15 protein-coding genes are annotated in these 16,867 nt (G+C 64.1%); 7 read left to right on the forward strand and 8 right to left on the reverse strand.

The features are described from left to right. Nucleotides 1-257: 257 nt before the first annotated feature. Nucleotides 258-2,255, reverse strand: coding sequence for a DNA topoisomerase IV subunit B (locus F0185_RS31845; RefSeq protein ID WP_166887286.1), 1,998 nt, complete (start codon nt 2,253-2,255; stop codon nt 258-260). Nucleotides 2,256-2,451: 196 nt separating this feature from the next. On the opposite strand from F0185_RS31845, the gene F0185_RS31850 reads away from it, so the two are divergent. Both F0185_RS31850 and F0185_RS31855 read left to right on the forward strand, forming a co-directional pair. Continuing rightward, complete coding sequence (locus F0185_RS31850) at nt 2,452-3,243, forward strand: response regulator (RefSeq protein ID WP_229477293.1); 792 nt, start codon at nt 2,452-2,454, stop codon at nt 3,241-3,243. A 68-nt stretch (nt 3,244-3,311) separates the two neighbouring features. Continuing rightward, entirely contained in the window at nt 3,312-4,322 is a 1,011-nt protein-coding gene (locus F0185_RS31855; RefSeq protein WP_167232380.1) for a gamma-glutamyl-gamma-aminobutyrate hydrolase family protein, read from the forward strand. An 82-nt stretch (nt 4,323-4,404) separates the two neighbouring features. Here F0185_RS31855 and F0185_RS31860 read toward each other — a convergent pair whose 3' ends face one another. The 5 genes from F0185_RS31860 to F0185_RS31880 all read right to left on the reverse strand — a co-directional run bounded on the left by F0185_RS31860 (nt 4,405) and on the right by F0185_RS31880 (nt 9,463). Then, entirely contained in the window at nt 4,405-5,526 is a 1,122-nt protein-coding gene (locus tag F0185_RS31860) for a YbdK family carboxylate-amine ligase (protein ID WP_167232382.1), read from the reverse strand. A 1-nt stretch (nt 5,527) separates the two neighbouring features. Continuing rightward, nucleotides 5,528-6,709 carry a cation:proton antiporter gene (locus F0185_RS31865; protein ID WP_167232384.1) on the reverse strand — a complete coding sequence of 394 codons (1,182 nt, stop codon included), beginning with the start codon at nt 6,707-6,709 and terminating at the stop codon, nt 5,528-5,530. Between the two features lie 129 nt (nt 6,710-6,838). Further along, complete coding sequence (locus tag F0185_RS31870; protein ID WP_167232386.1) at nt 6,839-8,008, reverse strand: vWA domain-containing protein; 1,170 nt, start codon at nt 8,006-8,008, stop codon at nt 6,839-6,841. A 1-nt stretch (nt 8,009) separates the two neighbouring features. After that, nucleotides 8,010-8,597, reverse strand: coding sequence for a GNAT family N-acetyltransferase (locus F0185_RS31875; RefSeq protein WP_167232388.1), 588 nt, complete (start codon nt 8,595-8,597; stop codon nt 8,010-8,012). After that, nucleotides 8,597-9,463 carry an AAA family ATPase gene (locus F0185_RS31880; protein ID WP_167232390.1) on the reverse strand — a complete coding sequence of 289 codons (867 nt, stop codon included), beginning with the start codon at nt 9,461-9,463 and terminating at the stop codon, nt 8,597-8,599. The genes F0185_RS31875 and F0185_RS31880 overlap by 1 nt, the downstream gene beginning before the upstream one ends. 176 nt (nt 9,464-9,639) lie before the next feature. On the opposite strand from F0185_RS31880, the gene F0185_RS31885 reads away from it, so the two are divergent. The 5 genes from F0185_RS31885 (at nt 9,640) to F0185_RS31905 (ending at nt 14,630) form a co-directional block, all read left to right on the forward strand. Continuing rightward, entirely contained in the window at nt 9,640-9,960 is a 321-nt protein-coding gene (locus F0185_RS31885; RefSeq protein ID WP_126076226.1) for a c-type cytochrome, read from the forward strand. Between the two features lie 10 nt (nt 9,961-9,970). Then, a complete protein-coding gene (locus F0185_RS31890) occupies nt 9,971-10,312 on the forward strand; it encodes a c-type cytochrome (protein ID WP_167232393.1) in 342 nt (113 codons plus the stop codon). A 96-nt stretch (nt 10,313-10,408) separates the two neighbouring features. Next, nucleotides 10,409-11,929, forward strand: a complete 1,521-nt coding sequence (locus F0185_RS31895) for a SulP family inorganic anion transporter (protein WP_167232395.1) — start codon at nt 10,409-10,411, stop codon at nt 11,927-11,929. 5 nt (nt 11,930-11,934) lie between these two features. Continuing rightward, on the forward strand, nt 11,935-13,104 hold the full coding sequence (locus F0185_RS31900; protein ID WP_167232397.1) for a helix-turn-helix domain-containing protein: 1,170 nt from the start codon (nt 11,935-11,937) through the stop codon (nt 13,102-13,104). 50 nt (nt 13,105-13,154) lie between these two features. Then, nucleotides 13,155-14,630, forward strand: a complete 1,476-nt coding sequence (locus F0185_RS31905; protein WP_167232399.1) for an amidohydrolase family protein — start codon at nt 13,155-13,157, stop codon at nt 14,628-14,630. A gap of 17 nt (nt 14,631-14,647) precedes the next feature. Here F0185_RS31905 and F0185_RS31910 read toward each other — a convergent pair whose 3' ends face one another. Both F0185_RS31910 and F0185_RS31915 read right to left on the reverse strand, forming a co-directional pair. Further along, on the reverse strand, nt 14,648-15,073 hold the full coding sequence (locus F0185_RS31910; protein ID WP_166871871.1) for a DUF1841 family protein: 426 nt from the start codon (nt 15,071-15,073) through the stop codon (nt 14,648-14,650). 231 nt (nt 15,074-15,304) lie between these two features. Continuing rightward, nucleotides 15,305-16,828: an aspartyl protease family protein gene (locus F0185_RS31915; protein ID WP_167232401.1), complete on the reverse strand. Its 1,524-nt coding sequence runs from the start codon at nt 16,826-16,828 to the stop codon at nt 15,305-15,307. Between the last annotated feature and the right edge of the window lie 39 nt (nt 16,829-16,867).

Raw genomic sequence — 16,867 nt, forward strand, 5'->3', positions numbered from 1 at the left:
GTTGGGGGTCAGACCCCGGTTTGCCCCCGTTTTTGCACCTCACTGTGTTGCAAAAGCGGTGGAGAACCGGGGTCAGACCCCTTAACTGTTGCAAAGCCGGCGAAAAACCGGGGTCAGACCCCTAACTGTTGCAAAGCCGGCGAAAAACCGGGGTCAGACCCCTAACTGTTGCAAAGCCGGCGAAAAACCGGGGTCAGACCCCTAACTGAAGAACCGGGGTCTGACCCCGATTTTTCACCGGCTTTGCAACAACAACATCAAATGTCGGCTTCGGTTTCGTTGCCGTGTTCTTCGATCCAGGCGCGGCGGGCGGCGGCTTCGCCTTTGCCCATCAGCATATTAAAGCGCGCCGAGGCGTCGATGTGGCTGAAGTCGCCCAAGGATACCGGCAGCAATCGCCGCGTGTCCGGGTTCATCGTGGTTTCCCACAGTTGTTCCGCGTTCATCTCGCCCAGACCCTTGAAGCGCGAAATGCTCCAGCTGCCTTCTTTCAAGCCTTCTTTCATCAGCTTGTCCTGGATCGCCACCAGCTCGCCATCGTCGAGCGCGTACAGCTTCTGGATCGGCTTCTTGCCGCGCGCCGGGGCGTCGACCCGGTACAGCGGCGGGCGCGCCACGCAAATGTGGCCGGGCGCGAACAGGGCCGGGAAGTGCTTGAAGAACAAGGTCAGCAGCAATACCTGGATGTGCGAGCCGTCCACGTCCGCATCCGACAGGATGCAGATCTTGCCGTAGCGTAGGTTTGAGAGGTCGGGCGTGTCGCCCACGCTGTGCGGATCGACCCCGATCGCCACCGCAATGTCGTGGATCTCGTTGTTGGCGAACAGGCGGTCGCGGTCGGTTTCCCAGGAGTTGAGCACCTTGCCGCGCAGCGGCAGGATGGCCTGGAATTCCTTGTCGCGCCCCATCTTGGCCGAACCGCCCGCCGAGTCGCCCTCGACCAGGAACAGTTCGTTGCGGCCAATGTCGCTCGATTCGCAATCGGTCAGCTTGCCCGGCAGAACGGCCACGCCCGAGGATTTTTTCTTTTCGACTTTTTGCAGCGAGCGCAGGCGCGACTGGGCCTGGCGGATCACCAGTTCGGCCAGCTTGCGGCCGTATTCGACGTGCTGGTTCAGCCACAGTTCGAGCGGCGGCTTGGCGAAGGTCGAGACCAGCCGCACCGCGTCGCGCGAGTTCAGGCGTTCCTTGATCTGGCCCTGGAACTGCGGATCGAGCACCTTGGCCGATAGCACGAAGGAGACGCGCGCGAACACGTCTTCCGGCATCAGCTTCACGCCTTTCGGCAGCAGCGCGTGCATCTCGACAAAGCTCTTGACGGCGCCGAACAGGCCGTCGCGCAGGCCCGATTCGTGGGTGCCGCCGTTCGAGGTTGGAATCAGGTTCACGTACGACTCGCGCACCACCGCGCCTTCTTCGGTCCACGCCACCACCCAGGCCGCGCCTTCGCCTTCGGCAAAGCCGTCCGACTCGCCGTTGGAATACTGGGCGCCTTCGAACACCGGAATGACGGTGTCGCCGCTGGTACTTTGCGCCAGCATTTCATTGAGGTAGCCGCGCAGGCCTTCGTCGTACTTCCAGGTCGTCACGTCGCCGGTCTTGGCGATGGTGAGGGTGACCGTCACGCCGGGCAGCAGCACCGCCTTGGAGCGCAGCAGGCGCGCAAGCTCGACCTGCGAGATCGCCGGCGAATCGAAATACTTCGGGTTCGGCCAGGCGGTCACGCGGGTGCCGCTCTTCTTGCCGTCGCGCGGCGCCGGGATCGACGCCAATGGCTCGATCACGTCGCCGTCGGCGAACACCATCTTGTGCAGGCCGGTGCCGTTGTCTTCCTTGCGCCAGACCGTGATTTCCAGGCGCGAGGAGAGCGCGTTGGTCACCGATACGCCCACGCCGTGCAAGCCGCCCGAGAAGGCATACGCGCCGCCCGAACCCTTGTCGAATTTGCCGCCCGCGTGCAGGCGCGTAAAGACGATTTCCACCGTCGGCACGCCTTCTTCGGGATGCAGGCCGACCGGGATGCCGCGGCCGTCGTCTTCGACCGTGATCGAGCCGTCCGCATTGACCGTCACGCCGATATTCTTGCAATGGCCGCCGAGCGCTTCATCGGAGGCGTTATCGATCACTTCCTGGATGATGTGCAGCGGATTTTCCGTGCGGGTGTACATACCCGGACGCTGTTTGACGGGTTCGAGTCCCTTGAGGACCCGGATGGAGGATTCGCTGTAGTCGGATGCAGGTTTTTTGGTGGCCATATCTAAGTTCTTTATGCGGATGCCTGCGCATTCTATCTTGTCAGCCGGAAAAGAAGCCAAATTTGAGCACGCTGAATGTGCTTGCCAGCCCGCACGATTGTGGTTAGATTTGTACGCACACCAACAGGTGTGGTCAAAAATATTCCATAAGTTGCTAAAAATGCATTCAAAAAGGCAGTCTCTGAGCGTTCGCCTGTTGGGCTTTCCTTCTTCCGAAGGGGCCGAGCTGGGGACGGCGCTGGCGCATCCCCCGCGCGACGGCCCGTCGTATTCTTGCTTGCTGGGCGATAGTTTGCAAGAGCCGGACCTGATGATTGCCAACGGCGACGACCTGAGCGCCCTGGCCGCCTTGCTGGCGTGGCAGCCGGATGTGCTGCGTCCCGGCCTGGTGATCGGCTCGGCCGGGATGGAATTTCCGTGCGCGCAGCTGGCGCGGCCCCTGGACATGTTCCAGATGTTCAAGATGCTCGCCGAGCTGGGACGCAAACGCGCCGAGGCGGTGAAAAACATGCCGGCCCCCGTCGCGGAGCCGCAGCACGAGCGGCGCCGCCGCATCCGCCTCGATCTCGATGTCACCGACCCGGCCGAGTTTATCAAGATGCGGCGCCCGGCCCCCGCCGGCGCGGTGCTCATCGTCGACAAGCGCGGCGCGCTGCGCGACCATGTGGCGCGCCTGCTCGCGCCGCACCAGGTGGCGGTGGAGTGGACCGAAAGCGCGGTGGCGGCGGTGCGCCTGTGCGCCGAGACGCCGGTGGCGGTGGTGATGATCAATACCTCCACGCCCGGCGTCGATCCGTATGCGCTGTGCAGCGAGATCAAACGGCAGGACGGGGCCGAACGGATCGCCGTGGTGCTGCTGGTGAACCAGGCGTCCGGCTACGATACGGCGCGCGCGCGCGCGGCCGGGGTGCGCGGCCTGCTCGACAAGCCGATGGCCGACCGCCATCTGCTGGCGGCGCTCAAGAAGCTGCTGTCGCTGCCGGCTTAGGAAGTGGCGGTCACAATTTTGTTACAACTTTGAATCGTGCGCCCGCATGGGAGCGCTATATTTAAGGCATGCCCGATACCGACAAGCCCCTGTTGCCCACCGCTGTTCCCGATCCTGTTCCCGCACCCGTGCCCGGGCAGGATGCCGACGGCGGCATTCATGCCCCCCGCGTTCCCGACCGCCGCGCCGCCGACGCCCTGCCGCGCTACCAGAAAGACAGCGACACGCCGCTGGCCCTGGCGCGCCGCGTGCTGGCCTCGCGCTGGCGCAACCTGCGCGACAAAATCGGCCGCGACTTCATGCGACGCACCTTGCGCATCGGGGTCTCGGCGCGGATTTTCCATCCCGAGCCTGGCTCGACTGGCCTGCGCAGCAAGAATTTGCAGTACCTGGAAGAGTCGATTGCGCAGTGGGTGATGTCGCGCGATGTGCTGGTGTTTATGATTCCGACGGTCAACACCAACGGCTTGCTACATCCCAGTAACATCACCTTGCGCCATTACGCGCGCCATCTCGACGGGCTGGTGCTGCAGGGCGGGGCCGACGTGTCGCCGCAGACGTATTCGGAAAGCCCGACCCGGCCCGAATGGAGCGGCGACCGCGCGCGCGATGTGTACGAACTCGAACTGCTGCACGAATTCGTCGATGCGGGTAAACCGGTGCTGGGTATTTGCCGGGGGTGCCAGTTGATCAATGTGGCGTTCGGGGGGACTTTGTACCAGGACGTGGCGACCAATGTGCCGGCCGCGCACGCGCACGTGCACAGCGATTACGACGCGCACCGGCACAAGGTGATTTTTCCGTCGGGGTCGTCGCTGGGGCGCATGTTCCCGGACGTGCGACGGCCGGTGGTCAATTCGATTCACCACCAGGCGGTCAAAGACCTGGGGCGCGATATTTTGGTGGAGGCGATGTCGGATCCGGATGGGATTATCGAAGCGATCCGCTATCAACGGGCCAATTTCGTGATGGGATTGCAGTGGCACCCGGAGTTTCACCGGGCCGGCGGGGTCGATTTACTCGATTGCACGCCGATCCTGGACGAGTTCTTGCGGGCGGCGCGCGAGACGCGGCTTTGAACGTCGTGTAGCTACTTCCCTCATTCTTCCACTACCCCCGTCGTTCCCGCCGAGGGCCGCCTTGGCGCGGGAACGACGTAGGCTAGCGCTTGCCCCTGAAGCGCCGGATCGCCGCATTGACCATGCCTTCCGCGCTCCCCTGTTCCTCGTACTGCCTTCTCAAATACGTCGCGTCGCTGGCCTCCTGCGCCGCCGTCGACAAATGCCGCAACGCGCCCAGGCTCCCGAGCGCCTCGCCATGCGGCTCCATCTTCCTTAACGTCGTCAGGATATCCTCGCGCAGCGACATCGTCTCGTAGGTCTTCGGATGGGTAATCGCCCCATCCAACCCAAAGCGGCACGCCTGGAAGCGGTTGAAGTTATACACAAGATAGTCATCCTCCACCGGCGGCTCTTCGCGCCGCTCCAGCAGATGGCGGCACAGCGCCTGTAAATACCCGGCCAGGGCCGCCGCCCGTTCCACCGTCAGCGGCGTGTCGCACACGCGCAGTTCGATGGTGCCGTATTCCGGCTTGGGCCGCACATCCCAGTAAAAATCCTTCATGCTCTTGATGATGCCGGTGCCTTCCATCTTCGCAAAGTACACATTCGCAAATTCGTCCCAGCTCAATGTAAACGGCGCGCGCCCGCTCATCGGAAACGCAAACACCGAATTCAAACGCGCCGAATCGAACAAACTGTCGTGCCCCTGCACGAACGGCGACGAGGCCGACAGCGCGATAAAGTGCGGAATATACCGGTTCAGCGAATGCAGCAAGAACATCGCATCGTCGCCCGAGGCGCAGCCGATGTGCACGTGCTGCCCGAACACCGTGAACTGCTTGGCCAGGTAGCCGTACAGGGACGAGAGCTCCTGGAAGCGCTGCTTCGGATAGATTTTCTGCTCCGACCAGTGCTGGAACGGATGCGTGCCGCCGCCGCACAAGCCGATATTGAGCCGGTCGCCGGCAGCGACCAGGATGTCGCGGATCTCCAGCAGTTCGGCCAGCAGCGGCAGGTGGCTCGAATGCACGCTCGAATTAATCTCGATCATGCTCTCGGCGATTTCGGGCGTCACATTGCCGGGGAAGGGCTTTTGCGCGAGCAGGTGCAGCAGGTCGGGACTGGCGGCGGTCAGGTCGAAGTTCGACAGGCTGACCAATTGCAGCTCCAGTTCCACGCCAAAGGTCAGTGCCTTGGAAGTGGCAAACGGTTCAAGCGCCATCTCAGGCCTCCGTGGTTTCGCGGGCCCAGATCAGGGCGCGCTGGATGATAATGGGGCCGAATACTTCGAGCATCATGGTCACCGCGGCCATCGAGCGCAGTTCCTGCACGTCGATCCCGCGCGAACGCGCATGCTCGAGCAGCAAAATGACGAACACCGACACCGGCGCGAGCGCAAGGCCCGTCAGCGCGCCCTTGCGCCACGATATGCCGGACAGCTGCGAGAATACCGTCACGCCCAGCGTCTTGGTGAGCAGGCGCACGATCACCACCGTCACCGCCAAGGCGCCGCCGGCCATCAGTTCGCGCCATTCCAGGGTCGAGGCGGCGTACACGAACAGCAGCACGGTCAGCAACTCGCCGAGCGCGCCGAAATTGCGCTGCGCGCCGCTGAAGGCCACGCGCCGGTGGCGCGCCGTCAGGCCGAAGGCCAGGGTGGCCATCACCGGCGAGAGGTGCATGGTGTAGGTGATCGAGACAATCAAGATGACGGCCAGTGCAAAGGCCACCGTGGCGTCCTGCGCCAGGTTGCCGAGGTGGCGCAGCATGGCCGGCACCACCACCCCGAACACGGCGCCGATGACGCCCGAGATCAACAGCGCAACCAGGCTGTTAATGGTGGCGTCGCCGATGTCCGACGAACTGTGGAACAGCCAGAAGCCGACGATCACGTTAAACGTAAACACCGACAGCACGCAGTTGATCGCCGACAGGTGCAGCACCCGTTCGGTCACCTGGCCGGAGCTGCGCTGTTCATTGATGATGCGTACCACCGTGGCGGGCGAGGTGGACATGGCGAGCGAGGCGAGCATCAGCGCCGTCATGGTGGTTACGCCGAACCACAGGGCGACGAAATACACGGCCACAAAGGTGCCCAGCGCTTCGACCAGCGAGGCCATGGCGAACCAGGGATTCATGCGCAGCCAGCGCAGGTTGATGCGGTAGCCAAGTTCGAACAAAATCAGGCCGAAGGCCACGTCGGCCATGAACAGGACCGTGCCCGTTCCGGAGGTCGATGCGGGCAGCACGCCGATCTGGGTGCTGGCCAGCGCAAAACCGACAATGCCGTAGAAGCTGATGCGCGGCAGGCCGGTCCAGCGCTTGCCGAATTCGCCGGCCATCCAGGCGATACAGATCGCGAAGGGCCAGGCGAGATTGGTGAGGATCGTCAGCAGATCGGGCATGAATTCCTTTCGTTCCACCGGTCGATGGGTGCGCCAAGATTCTACAAGACGAGGCCGTGCGCACGATTCCGCATAACGAAAAATATTGCCCAAAGTACAAGTTGGCGCTCCGGGCGGCGTCGCAAAAAGCTATTTGCTCAAGGTGCGCATGGCGCGCTCAAGGCCGTCGATCGTCAGCGGGAACATGCGGTTGCTCATGATCTGGCGGATCACCGAAATCGACTGGCGGTACTGCCACACGCCTTCCTGCTCGGGATTGAGCCAGGCGAACTTGGGGAAGGCATGGCAAAAACGCGCCAGCCAGGCGGCGCCGGCTTCTTCGTTGTTGTATTCGACCGAGCCGCCCGGATGCAGCACTTCGTAGGGACTCATGGTGGCGTCGCCGACGAAAATGAGCTTGGTGTCGGCCGGGTACTTGCGCAGGATATCCCAGGTCGGAAAGCGCTCGGCGTTGCGGCGCCGGTTGTTCTTCCACAGGTAGTCGTAGACGCAGTTATGGAAGTAGAAGAACTCCATGTTCTTGAATTCCGTCTTCGCCGCCGAAAACAGTTCTTCGGTGCGTTCGATATGGTCGTCCATCGAGCCGCCCACGTCGAGCAGCATCAATACCTTCACCTTGTTGCGGCGCTCGGGCCGCATCTTGATGTCCAGGAAGCCGGCGTTGTTGGCGGTGGCGTGGATGGTGGCGTCGAGCGCCAGTTCATCTTCGGCGCCTTCGCGCGCGAACTTGCGCAGGCGGCGCAGCGCCACCTTGATGTTGCGCGTGCCCAGTTCGCGTTCGGCGTCGTAGTCGCGGTAGGCGCGCTGTTCCCACACCTTGACGGCGGTGCGGTTGCCGCCCTTGCCGCCGATGCGCACGCCTTCCGGATTGGTGCCGCCGTTCCCGAACGGGGAAGTGCCGCCGGTGCCGATCCATTTGCTGCCGCCTTCGTGGCGCTCTTTTTGTTCCTTGAGCAGTTCGTTCAGACGGTCCATCAACTTGTCGTAGCCGAATTTTTCGAGCTGGCGTTTCTGCTCGTCCGACAGTTCGCGCTCCATGCGCTTGACCAGCCAGTCGAGCGGAATGGCGGCATTGGTCTCGAAGGCGGCATTGATGCCCTTGAAGTACTGGGCAAAGGCGCGGTCGAATTTGTCGTAGTGCGCTTCGTCCTTGACCAGGGTCAGGCGCGATACATAATAGAAGTCGTCCATCGATGCGCCGACCACGTTGCGCTGCATCGCTTCAAGGAGCGTGAGGAACTCCTTGATCGTGACCGGGATCTTGGCGTCCTTGAGGGTAAAGAAGAAGTCGATCAGCACATCAGGCTCCCGCGCGTTGCAGCTGGTAGTGCAGGTGCGACTTGATTTCGGGCCATTCGCCGCGCGCGATGCTGTACATGACCGTGTCGCGCACGGTGCCGTCGCGGCGCACGGCGTTGTGGCGGATCACGCCATCTTTTTTGGCGCCGAGGCGCTCGATGGCCGCCTGCGAAGCGTGGTTGAAGTTATCGGTGCGCAGGCCGACCACCGCGCAGCCGAGCGTGTCGAAGGCGTGCGAGAGCAGCAGCAGTTTGCAGCTGGTGTTGACATGGCTGCGCTGGCGGCTCTTGGCGTACCAGGTCCAGCCGATGTCGAGCCGGTCGACCTTGGGCAAAATGTCGTGGTAGCTGGTCGAGCCGACAACGTGCCCGCTGCTGATGTCGATCACGGCGAAGGCCAGCCGGTCGGGCGTCTCGAGGGCATGGCCGATGTACTGCTCCACGTTGTGCGGCTCCGGCACCGAGGTGACGCGGATGTTCCACAGTTCGCCGTCGGCGGCGGCCGCGCGCAGGCCCTCGGCGTGCGCCAGCGACAGCGGTTCCAGGCGAACCCCGTTGAACTCGAGGGTGAGGGCGTCGACCTGGATCATCAGCGGTTGGTCCGCGACATGTAGACCAGGCGCTCGAACAGGTGCACGTCCTGCTCGTTTTTCAGCAGGGCGCCATGCAGCGGCGGCACGATGGCCTTGGCGTCATTGCTGCGCAGCGCTTCGGCCGGGATGTCTTCGGCCAGCAGCAGCTTGAGCCAGTCCAGGAATTCCGAGGTCGAGGGCTTTTTCTTCAGGCCCGGCACGTCGCGCACTTCGTAGAAGCTTTGCAGCGCCTGCGCCAGCAGGTCTTGTTTCAAGGTCGGGTAATGCACCTTGACGATCTGCTCCATCGTGTCCTTGTCGGGGAATTTGATGTAGTGGAAGAAGCAGCGGCGCAAGAACGCGTCCGGCAGTTCTTTTTCATTGTTCGAGGTGATGATCACCAGCGGGCGGTGCTTGGCCACGACCATTTCGCGCGTCTCGTAGACGTAGAACTCCATGCGGTCAAGTTCGCGCAGCAGGTCGTTGGGGAACTCGATGTCGGCCTTGTCGATTTCGTCGATCAGCAGCACCACCGGCTCGGGCGCGGTAAAGGCCTGCCACAGCACGCCCTTGACGATGTAGTTGTGGATGTCGCGCACGCGCTCGTCGCCGAGCTGCGAATCGCGCAAACGCGACACCGCGTCGTACTCGTACAGGCCTTGCTGGGCCTTGGTGGTGGACTTGATATGCCACTGCATCAGCGGCATGTTCAGGGCGGCCGCGACTTCTTCGGCCAGCATGGTTTTGCCGGTACCCGGCTCGCCCTTGATCAGCAAGGGACGCTGCAAGGTGAGGGCGGCGTTGACCGCCAGTTTCAGGTCGGCGGTGGCGACGTAACTGTCCGAACCCTGGAAGCGGTGCGCCTGCGAAGTCGATGCGTGCATGTGCGTGTATGGTCAAAAGTGGAATTATTTCGAGTATATGCCAGAACCGGAAGGGCGGCACTGCAACACCGTGGAAGTGGACGCGTCACGTCAGTTCGGTTAAACTCTCAGGTTGATAGTGCAAAACATAATAAGTTTGCACGTGCGATACCCGATTATCACTTACCCTCGCCACCATGAAAAAACTCATCGCACTCCTCGTGCTCGCCTGCGTCGCGAACGTGTCCGCCGCAGCGGACATCGTTGGAAACGCCAAGGCTGCCAAAGTTGAACAATGTATCGGCTGCCACGGCATCCCCGGTTACAAAGCGACTTTCCCCGAAGTCTATCCGGTGCCGATGATTGGCGGCCAGTCGGCCAAGTACATCGAAAACGCGTTGAACGCCTATAAAAAGGGCGACCGCAAACATCCTTCGATGCGCGGTGTGGCCGGCAGCATGACCGACCAGGATATCGCCGACGTCGCTGCCTACTACTCGCAGCAAGTGAAAAAATAAGGACAGAGCCATGAAAAAACTGATGATCGCCCTGTTCTGCGGCGCTGTATCCCTGAGCGCAACCGCCGGCGGCAATATCGCCAATGGCGAAGCCCTGGCCAAGAAATACAACTGCGCGTCCTGCCACGGCGCCGACTACACCAAGGCGACCGACCCGAGCTACCCCAAGCTGGCCGGCCAGCACGCCGAATACCTGAAGCACGCTTTGACCGCCTACAAGCGCGGCGACGGCCCGAACGGCCGTAACAACGCCATCATGGGCGGCTTCGCCAAGCCATTGTCCGGTAAAGATGTCGAAGACCTGGCAGCTTACCTGCACAGCCTTCCTTCGGGACTGGTGCTGCAGCGCTAAGCGGCACCCACCCGCAGCACCCCGGGCGCCTTCCACCTTCTCTTTATCGGGAAGGGGAGGGCGTTTTGTATTGGTCCCCCGCTTACGGAGCCGCGTTTGCCTGCCTTGTCGCCCCACTACCTCAAATCGAACCTGCTCAGCGGCCTGACCGTGGCGCTGGCCATGGTGCCGGAGGCGATCGCCTTTGCGCTGGTGGCGCATGTGTCGCCGCTGACCGGCCTGTACGCCGCCTTCATGGTGTCCTTGATTACCTCGGCCATCGGCGGGCGGCCGGGCATGATTTCGGGCGCAACCGGTGCGCTGGCGGTGGTGATGGTGGCGCTGGTGGTCTCGCACGGGGTCGAATATCTGTTCGCCACGGTGGTGCTGATGGGTTTTTTGCAGCTGGTGTTCGCCGCCGCGCGGCTGGGTAAATTCATCCGCATGGTGCCGTATCCGGTCATGCTCGGCTTTGTGAACGGGCTGGCGATGGTGATCTTCATGGCGCAGTTCGGGCACTTCAAGGTGCTTGGTGCCGACGGCGCGCAGCACTGGATGGTTGGCGCGCCGCTGTATACCATGCTCGCCCTGGCGGCGCTGACCATGGCCGTGATCTACCTGCTGCCGCGCGTAACGCGCGCGATTCCCTCGACCCTGGCCGCCATCCTGCTGGTGTCGGTGCTGGTGGCGACCTTGGGTATCGATACCAAGACGGTGGGCGACCTGGCCTCGATCAAGGGCGGCCTGCCGGCCTTTCACCTGCCCGACGTGCCGCTCAATTGGGCGACCCTGCGCATCATCTTCCCGTACGCGCTGGTGCTGGCCGCGGTGGGGCTGATCGAGTCGCTGCTCACGCTCACCCTGATCGACGACATGACCGACACGCGCGGCCAGCCGAACCGCGAAAGCATGGCGCAGGGCGTGGCCAACGTGGTCACGGGCCTGTTCGGCGGCATGGGCGGCTGCGCCATGATCGGCCAGAGCATGATCAACGTGAACAACGGCGCCACCGGGCGCCTGTCGGGCATCGCCACCGCCGTGTTCCTGCTCTCGTTCATCCTGTTCGCGTCCGCATGGATCGAGCGCATTCCACTGGCCGCCCTGATCGGCGTGATGTTCGTGGTGTGCCAGAAAACCTTCGCCTGGGGCAGTTTTCGCCTGTTCGGCAAGGTGCCGCGCGCCGATATCGCGGTCGGCCTGCTGGTCGCCGTGCTGACCTTGATCTTCGACCTGGCCATTGCGGTGGTCGCCGGCGTGATCGTCTCGGCGCTGGCGTTCGCGTGGGAGCACGCCAAGCGCATCCGGGTCGGCATCCATCCGGACCAGCAGGGCGCCAAAGTGTACGCACTGGAGGGAACGCTGTTTTTCGCCTCGGTGGCGCAATTCAGCCAGCTGTTCGCGCCCAAGGACGACCCGCAGGACGTGGTGGTCGATTTTGCCCGCGCGCGCGTGGTCGATCATTCGGCGATCCAGGCCATCGACGCGCTGGCGCTGCGCTACCGCCAGGCCGGCAAGCGCCTGCACCTGCGCCACCTGAGCCCCGATTGCCGCGAACTGCTGGAGAATGCGCGCGACATGATCGAGGTGAACCTGGCCGAGGACCCGCGCTACCACGTCGCCGACGACAAGCTGGCCTGAGCATCATGACGCAAAGCGCGCTCTCCGTACTCCTGCTGCTGGCGATGGGGCAGGGCGTGTTCCTGGCGATCGCCTTGCTGGCGGCGCGCCAGGCCGAGCTGCGCGGGGCCAACCGCCTGCTGGCGGCGCTGCTGCTGGGGAGCGTGGCGGTCATCGGGCACGCCTGGCTGGGCATCAACCATTTATATACGACCTATCCGCACAGCGCCCTGGCGATTGCCACCATTGGTTTGCTGAGCGGGCCGCTGCTGTATTTATATCTGCGCAGCGCGCTGACCGAACGGCGCCTGGCCGCGCGCGACTGGCTCCACGGCGCGCCGTTTTTGCTGGCGACAGTGGCCATGCTGCCGTTTTACCTGCAAAGCGCCGCGGCCAAGCTGGCCTGGATGCAGCACCGCCCGGTGCTGCCCTGGTATATCGGGCTGTCGGTGCTGGTCAAGACGGCGATGTTTGTCTGTTATGTCGTCGCCAGCTACCGCCTGATGCGCGGCGCCGCCGGCGGTCCGCTGGCCGGCGGCCTGGCGCGGCTGGCCAAGATCTGGGTGATCGGCGCCGCTGGCAGCGTGGCCGCCTTCGGCATCGAATTTTTCGACGTGGCGCTGCCGCTGTCGTCGGACGCGCTCGGCGCCATCGCGCTGGCCTGTTTTGTCTACGCCACCGCGTTCCTGGCGATTCGCCTGCCGCTCGGGTATCGCGCGCAGGTGCCGATACCTGCGCCGTTGCCGGAACCGGGACCGGAACCGGAACCGGAACCGGCGCCGCGCTACGCCAACAAACGGCTGTCGGAACCGGACCGCGCCAGCTTTCTCGATGCACTGAAACGGTGCATGGAAGTCGACCAGGTGTATCGCAACGGCGAACTGACGCTCGACGAACTGGCCGCGCTGCTGGCCATGACGCCGCACGAACTGTCGCAGCTGATCAACGATGCCTGTGGCGTCAACTTGCAGGAATACCTGAACCGCTACCGGGTCGATGCGCTCAAAGTGGCTTTGCTGGCGCCCGGGCAGGCCAATGCCAGCATCCTCGAGCTGGCGCTGGCGTGTGGCTTTAATAGCAAGACCACCCTGAACCGCGCATTCAAGAAGCAGACCGGCCTGACCCCGTCCGAATTTCGCCGTGGCGGCGCCAGGACAGGTGCCGAATCATCATCCGGGACGACTCCTCCGGGCTAAGTCGTGAAAATGGGTCCATTCGCCCCTTCACTTACCGCCACGGAGATTTGATGAAACCTACCCTGTTGCCGGCCTTTCTGGCCTCCCTGCTGCTGTGCACCCCGGCCATTGGCGCCGGCACGATCTGGATTTCGAACGTCAAACTGGTCTCGCCCGAAAAGCTCGACCGCGTCGAAACGGGCGCTGTGCTGATCGAGGACGGGCGCATCGCCCGGGTTGAGCGCGGCCCGTCCAGCCCCGCCCCGGCCGGCGCCAGCGTGGTCGATGGCAAAGGCTACTACCTCACCCCGGGCCTGATCGACTCGCACGTGCACCTGCACGCCGTGCCGGGCATGAGCATGGAGCAGGGCGCGTCCGGCGACAGCATGGCCCAGGCCTACTTCCGCCAGCTGCCGCGCTCCTTCCTGTATTACGGCTTCACCACCGTGATCGACCTGGCCGTGTCGGATTACGGCGTGATCGAGCGCTTGCGCAAGGCGCCGCTGCATCCCGATGTATTCCATTGCGGCGAGCCGCTGGTGCTGGCCAACGGCTACCCGATGTCGTTTTACGCGCCCGATAAACGCTTCCAGAGCTTCGGCAACTACCTGTTCGATCCGGCCATGCCGACCGCGGTGCCGGAGCAGTTTGCGCCCTCGGCGCACACCGTGGCGGCGGGGGTGGCGCGGGTGGCCAAGGCCGGCGGCATCTGCGTGAAAACCCACTTCGAGCGCGGTTTCGGGGCCAATCGCAACCTGCCGGTGATGAGCCCCGCCAAATTTGCCGAAGTGCGGGCCGCGACCACGCAGGCCGGCAAGGTGCTCGTCACGCACGCCAATTCGTTCGAAGCGCAGTCGTTCGCGGTGGCCGGGCGGGCGGACGTGCTGGCGCACGGCATGTGGCACTGGGGAGCGCTGAACGGGCGGCCCGGCCTGCCGCCGGAGATCAAGGCGCTGCTCGACAAGATCGTCGACCAGCGCACCGGCTACCAGCCGACCATGCAGGTGCTGTATGGCTTGCGCGCGTATGTGGAGCCGGATTATCTGAACGATCCCGCCTTGCGCAAGGTGGTGCCGGCCTCGCTGCTGGCCTGGTTTTCAACGCCGCAAGGGCAGTGGTTCAAGCCGGAAGTGACCGACGGCGAGGAGGACGCCGCCGTGATGCAGTCGATGGAAGGGCCGCTGCGGCGCCAGCGCGCGGTGGTGGCCTACCTGGCCGGGCGCGACGCCAACTTCGTGTTCGGGTCCGATACGCCGTCGTCGCCGACCTATGGCAATTTACCGGGCTTGAATGGCTATCGCGAGATGCGGCAATTGCACGCGGCGGGCATGTCGCTGGCGCAGATTTTCAAGGCGGCGACCATCAACAATGCACGCACCTTCAAGCTCGATGGAGAACTGGGATCGATCGAAGTGGGCAAGGCGGCCAACCTGCTCTTGATGAAAACCTCGCCGCTGGAGGATGTGAGCGCATATGACAGCGTGCTGACGGTGTGGGTGCGGGGCGAGCAGACGGCGCGCGAGGCGCTGGCGGCGGATAACAAATAGCGTGAGCGCGGACCGGATCAAGCGCAGCGCGCACGCACGCATTCGACGTAGGCCACGCTGTCCGGCGGCACGCCGTTGCGCTGCGAGGTCCAGATCATCTGGCCCAGGCATTCCATGATCTCGTGATGGGCGTCATGCGCCCCCAAACGTTGGGTGAGCGCGTTGCAGGCGGCCCGGATTCCCGGCGGCTGGTCGATCGACACCTGCTCGGCGATCGACAGATGCATCGACAAGTGCAGGAACGGATTGGCCTGCCCGCCCTCGACCGAGTAATCGCGCGCCAGCGCCGCTTCGGCGTCGGACAGCACGTCGGCATATTCGGGATGCTGGACGATCCAGTCGGCGGCGATGGCGTCCATCGGGCTGAGGATCTCGCCGCTGCGCTGCTTGCGGTAGGCTTCGCAGAAAAAACGGCGAACGTCGTCGGAGGAGGGGGTAAACATGATTGGCGGGGCGGGCAAATGAGTCAGGCCACATTGTACCGCCATCGCCGCGCCCTCGTCGCTGCGGCTAGCAGCCTGTCGGACTTGGGATCGTCGGCTGCAAAAATACCTGGGACGGTCCATATTCTGCCGCTTTCTCGGCCAATAGCTCGCTATTGGCACTGCGAAATCGTCAAAATCTGGCCTCGCCCAGCTATTTTTTCGCTTCGACTCCCCAAGTCCGACAGGCTGCTAGTTCTTCCTCGGCTTGCAGGCGTCGCTGATGCTTTCCATGGTCTGGTGCGCGAGCGCCAGCTCGCCCACGCTGCGCTGCAGGGACGCGATGTAGCCACCGGCCTGGCAGAGGCGCGCCCGCTCCTGGGTGCTGCCGTCGCGGGCGGCGGCCATCAGCGCGGCGGCGTCGATCCGGCCCAGGTAGAAGGCGGCCACCGGCGCCGGCCAGCGCGTGTCGGTGGCCGCCGCCAGCTCGCGTTTGGCGGCTTCGCGCTCGCCGGCCTCGACCTGGGCCAAAAATAGTTCCAGGTCCAGCTCGATCTTGTCGGGCTTGCCGGCCAGGACGGCGCGCAGGCGCGTGACCGCCTCCTGCGGCTTGCCGGCTTCGCGCAGCAGGCGTGCCGTGAGCAGCAGCGCGGCCGGATGGTTCTGCGCGGCCGCCTTGTCGAGCCACGCACGGGCCTCGATCTGGTCTTTGGGCAGGCGCGCGCCATTGTAGTAGTCGCGCGCCAGGATGTACTGGGCGTCGGCGTTGCCGCCGTCGGCCTCCTTGCGCACCAGGGCCAGGTTGCCGCTGCCCGGCTTGGCGAACATCTCGCCGCCCAGGTAGCTCAGGTAAACGCGGCGCTGGCTGTTGGCAAACAAGACCCGGTGCGCGCGCAGGAAGTCGGTGCCGAGGATGACATCGACCTGCCCGTACTCGCGGTTGAGCGATTCGGCGATGGCGATATCGGCATTGCGCACTGTCTCGTCGCCGATGGTGAAGGTCTTGAAGACGGCGTTCCAGCGCGCCGCCCTGCCGCCGCCGGCGCCGATGAAAAAGCCGTTGCGCTTCACGTCCGCCATGTCGGTGGTGACGCCGGCGCGCCGCGCCGCGCTCTGGGTAATTGAGCTGACGCCCGCGCCGGTGTCGAGAATCGCCGAGAGCGTCACGCCGTTGACCCGCACCTCCACCTGCGGCGTGCCCGCCTTGCGGCTGGCGCCTGTCATCGGCACCATCATGGCCTGCGCGTCCCAGTACGACAGCAGATTGTCGTCGTTGCAGTTCTCGCTGCGGTGAAAACGCAGCACCTTGTCGGCCAGGGCCACTTCGAGATCGGACTGCATCAGGAAGTCGGCGCCGACGATCGCGTCGTACCAGGGCGTGGTGCCCATCTGGCCGAGGACCGGCAGGGTGATCTTGCCGCCGCCGCTCGGGCCGACGGTGAAGTCGTCCAGGCTCGCCAGATACAGCGCGCTGCTGCCGCCCGTTCCCAGCACTTTACGGCCGCCGCCCGAGCGCAGCGCCAGTTTGCGGTTTTCGGCGCCGGTGCGGGTCAGCATGGTCATGAAGGCGCCGGTATCGAGCAGCATGAGCGCCGGCTTGCCGTTGATGCTGCCTTGCACGGCCGGCTGCAGCGCCAGGCCGCGCAAGGTGATCGGCAGCTCCTGTTGCTGGACAAATTTGCAGGTGGGGGACGGCGCGGCAAAGCCGGTGGCGGGCGCCGCGCCGCACAGCACGGACAGAAGCAGGGCGCAACAAGGGAGGCGGAAGATAGGCATGGCAGGGATTATACGCGATCAAATTGCATAAAATGCAAC

The sequence above is a fragment of the Massilia rubra genome (assembly GCF_011682065.1).
Lineage (GTDB): Bacteria > Pseudomonadota > Gammaproteobacteria > Burkholderiales > Burkholderiaceae_D > Telluria_A > Telluria_A rubra.

Coding starts and splice junctions, on each gene's coding strand:
- F0185_RS31845 (WP_166887286.1), bottom strand. CDS start 2,255: ATGGCCACCAAAAAACCTGCATCCGACTACAGCGAATCCTCCATCCGG.
- F0185_RS31855 (WP_167232380.1), top strand. CDS start 3,312: ATGCCCGATACCGACAAGCCCCTGTTGCCCACCGCTGTTCCCGATCCT.
- F0185_RS31860 (WP_167232382.1), bottom strand. CDS start 5,526: ATGGCGCTTGAACCGTTTGCCACTTCCAAGGCACTGACCTTTGGCGTG.
- F0185_RS31865 (WP_167232384.1), bottom strand. CDS start 6,709: ATGCCCGATCTGCTGACGATCCTCACCAATCTCGCCTGGCCCTTCGCG.
- F0185_RS31875 (WP_167232388.1), bottom strand. CDS start 8,597: ATGATCCAGGTCGACGCCCTCACCCTCGAGTTCAACGGGGTTCGCCTG.
- F0185_RS31880 (WP_167232390.1), bottom strand. CDS start 9,463: ATGCACGCATCGACTTCGCAGGCGCACCGCTTCCAGGGTTCGGACAGT.
- F0185_RS31885 (WP_126076226.1), top strand. CDS start 9,640: ATGAAAAAACTCATCGCACTCCTCGTGCTCGCCTGCGTCGCGAACGTG.
- F0185_RS31890 (WP_167232393.1), top strand. CDS start 9,971: ATGAAAAAACTGATGATCGCCCTGTTCTGCGGCGCTGTATCCCTGAGC.
- F0185_RS31900 (WP_167232397.1), top strand. CDS start 11,935: ATGACGCAAAGCGCGCTCTCCGTACTCCTGCTGCTGGCGATGGGGCAG.
- F0185_RS31905 (WP_167232399.1), top strand. CDS start 13,155: ATGAAACCTACCCTGTTGCCGGCCTTTCTGGCCTCCCTGCTGCTGTGC.
- F0185_RS31910 (WP_166871871.1), bottom strand. CDS start 15,073: ATGTTTACCCCCTCCTCCGACGACGTTCGCCGTTTTTTCTGCGAAGCC.
- F0185_RS31915 (WP_167232401.1), bottom strand. CDS start 16,828: ATGCCTATCTTCCGCCTCCCTTGTTGCGCCCTGCTTCTGTCCGTGCTG.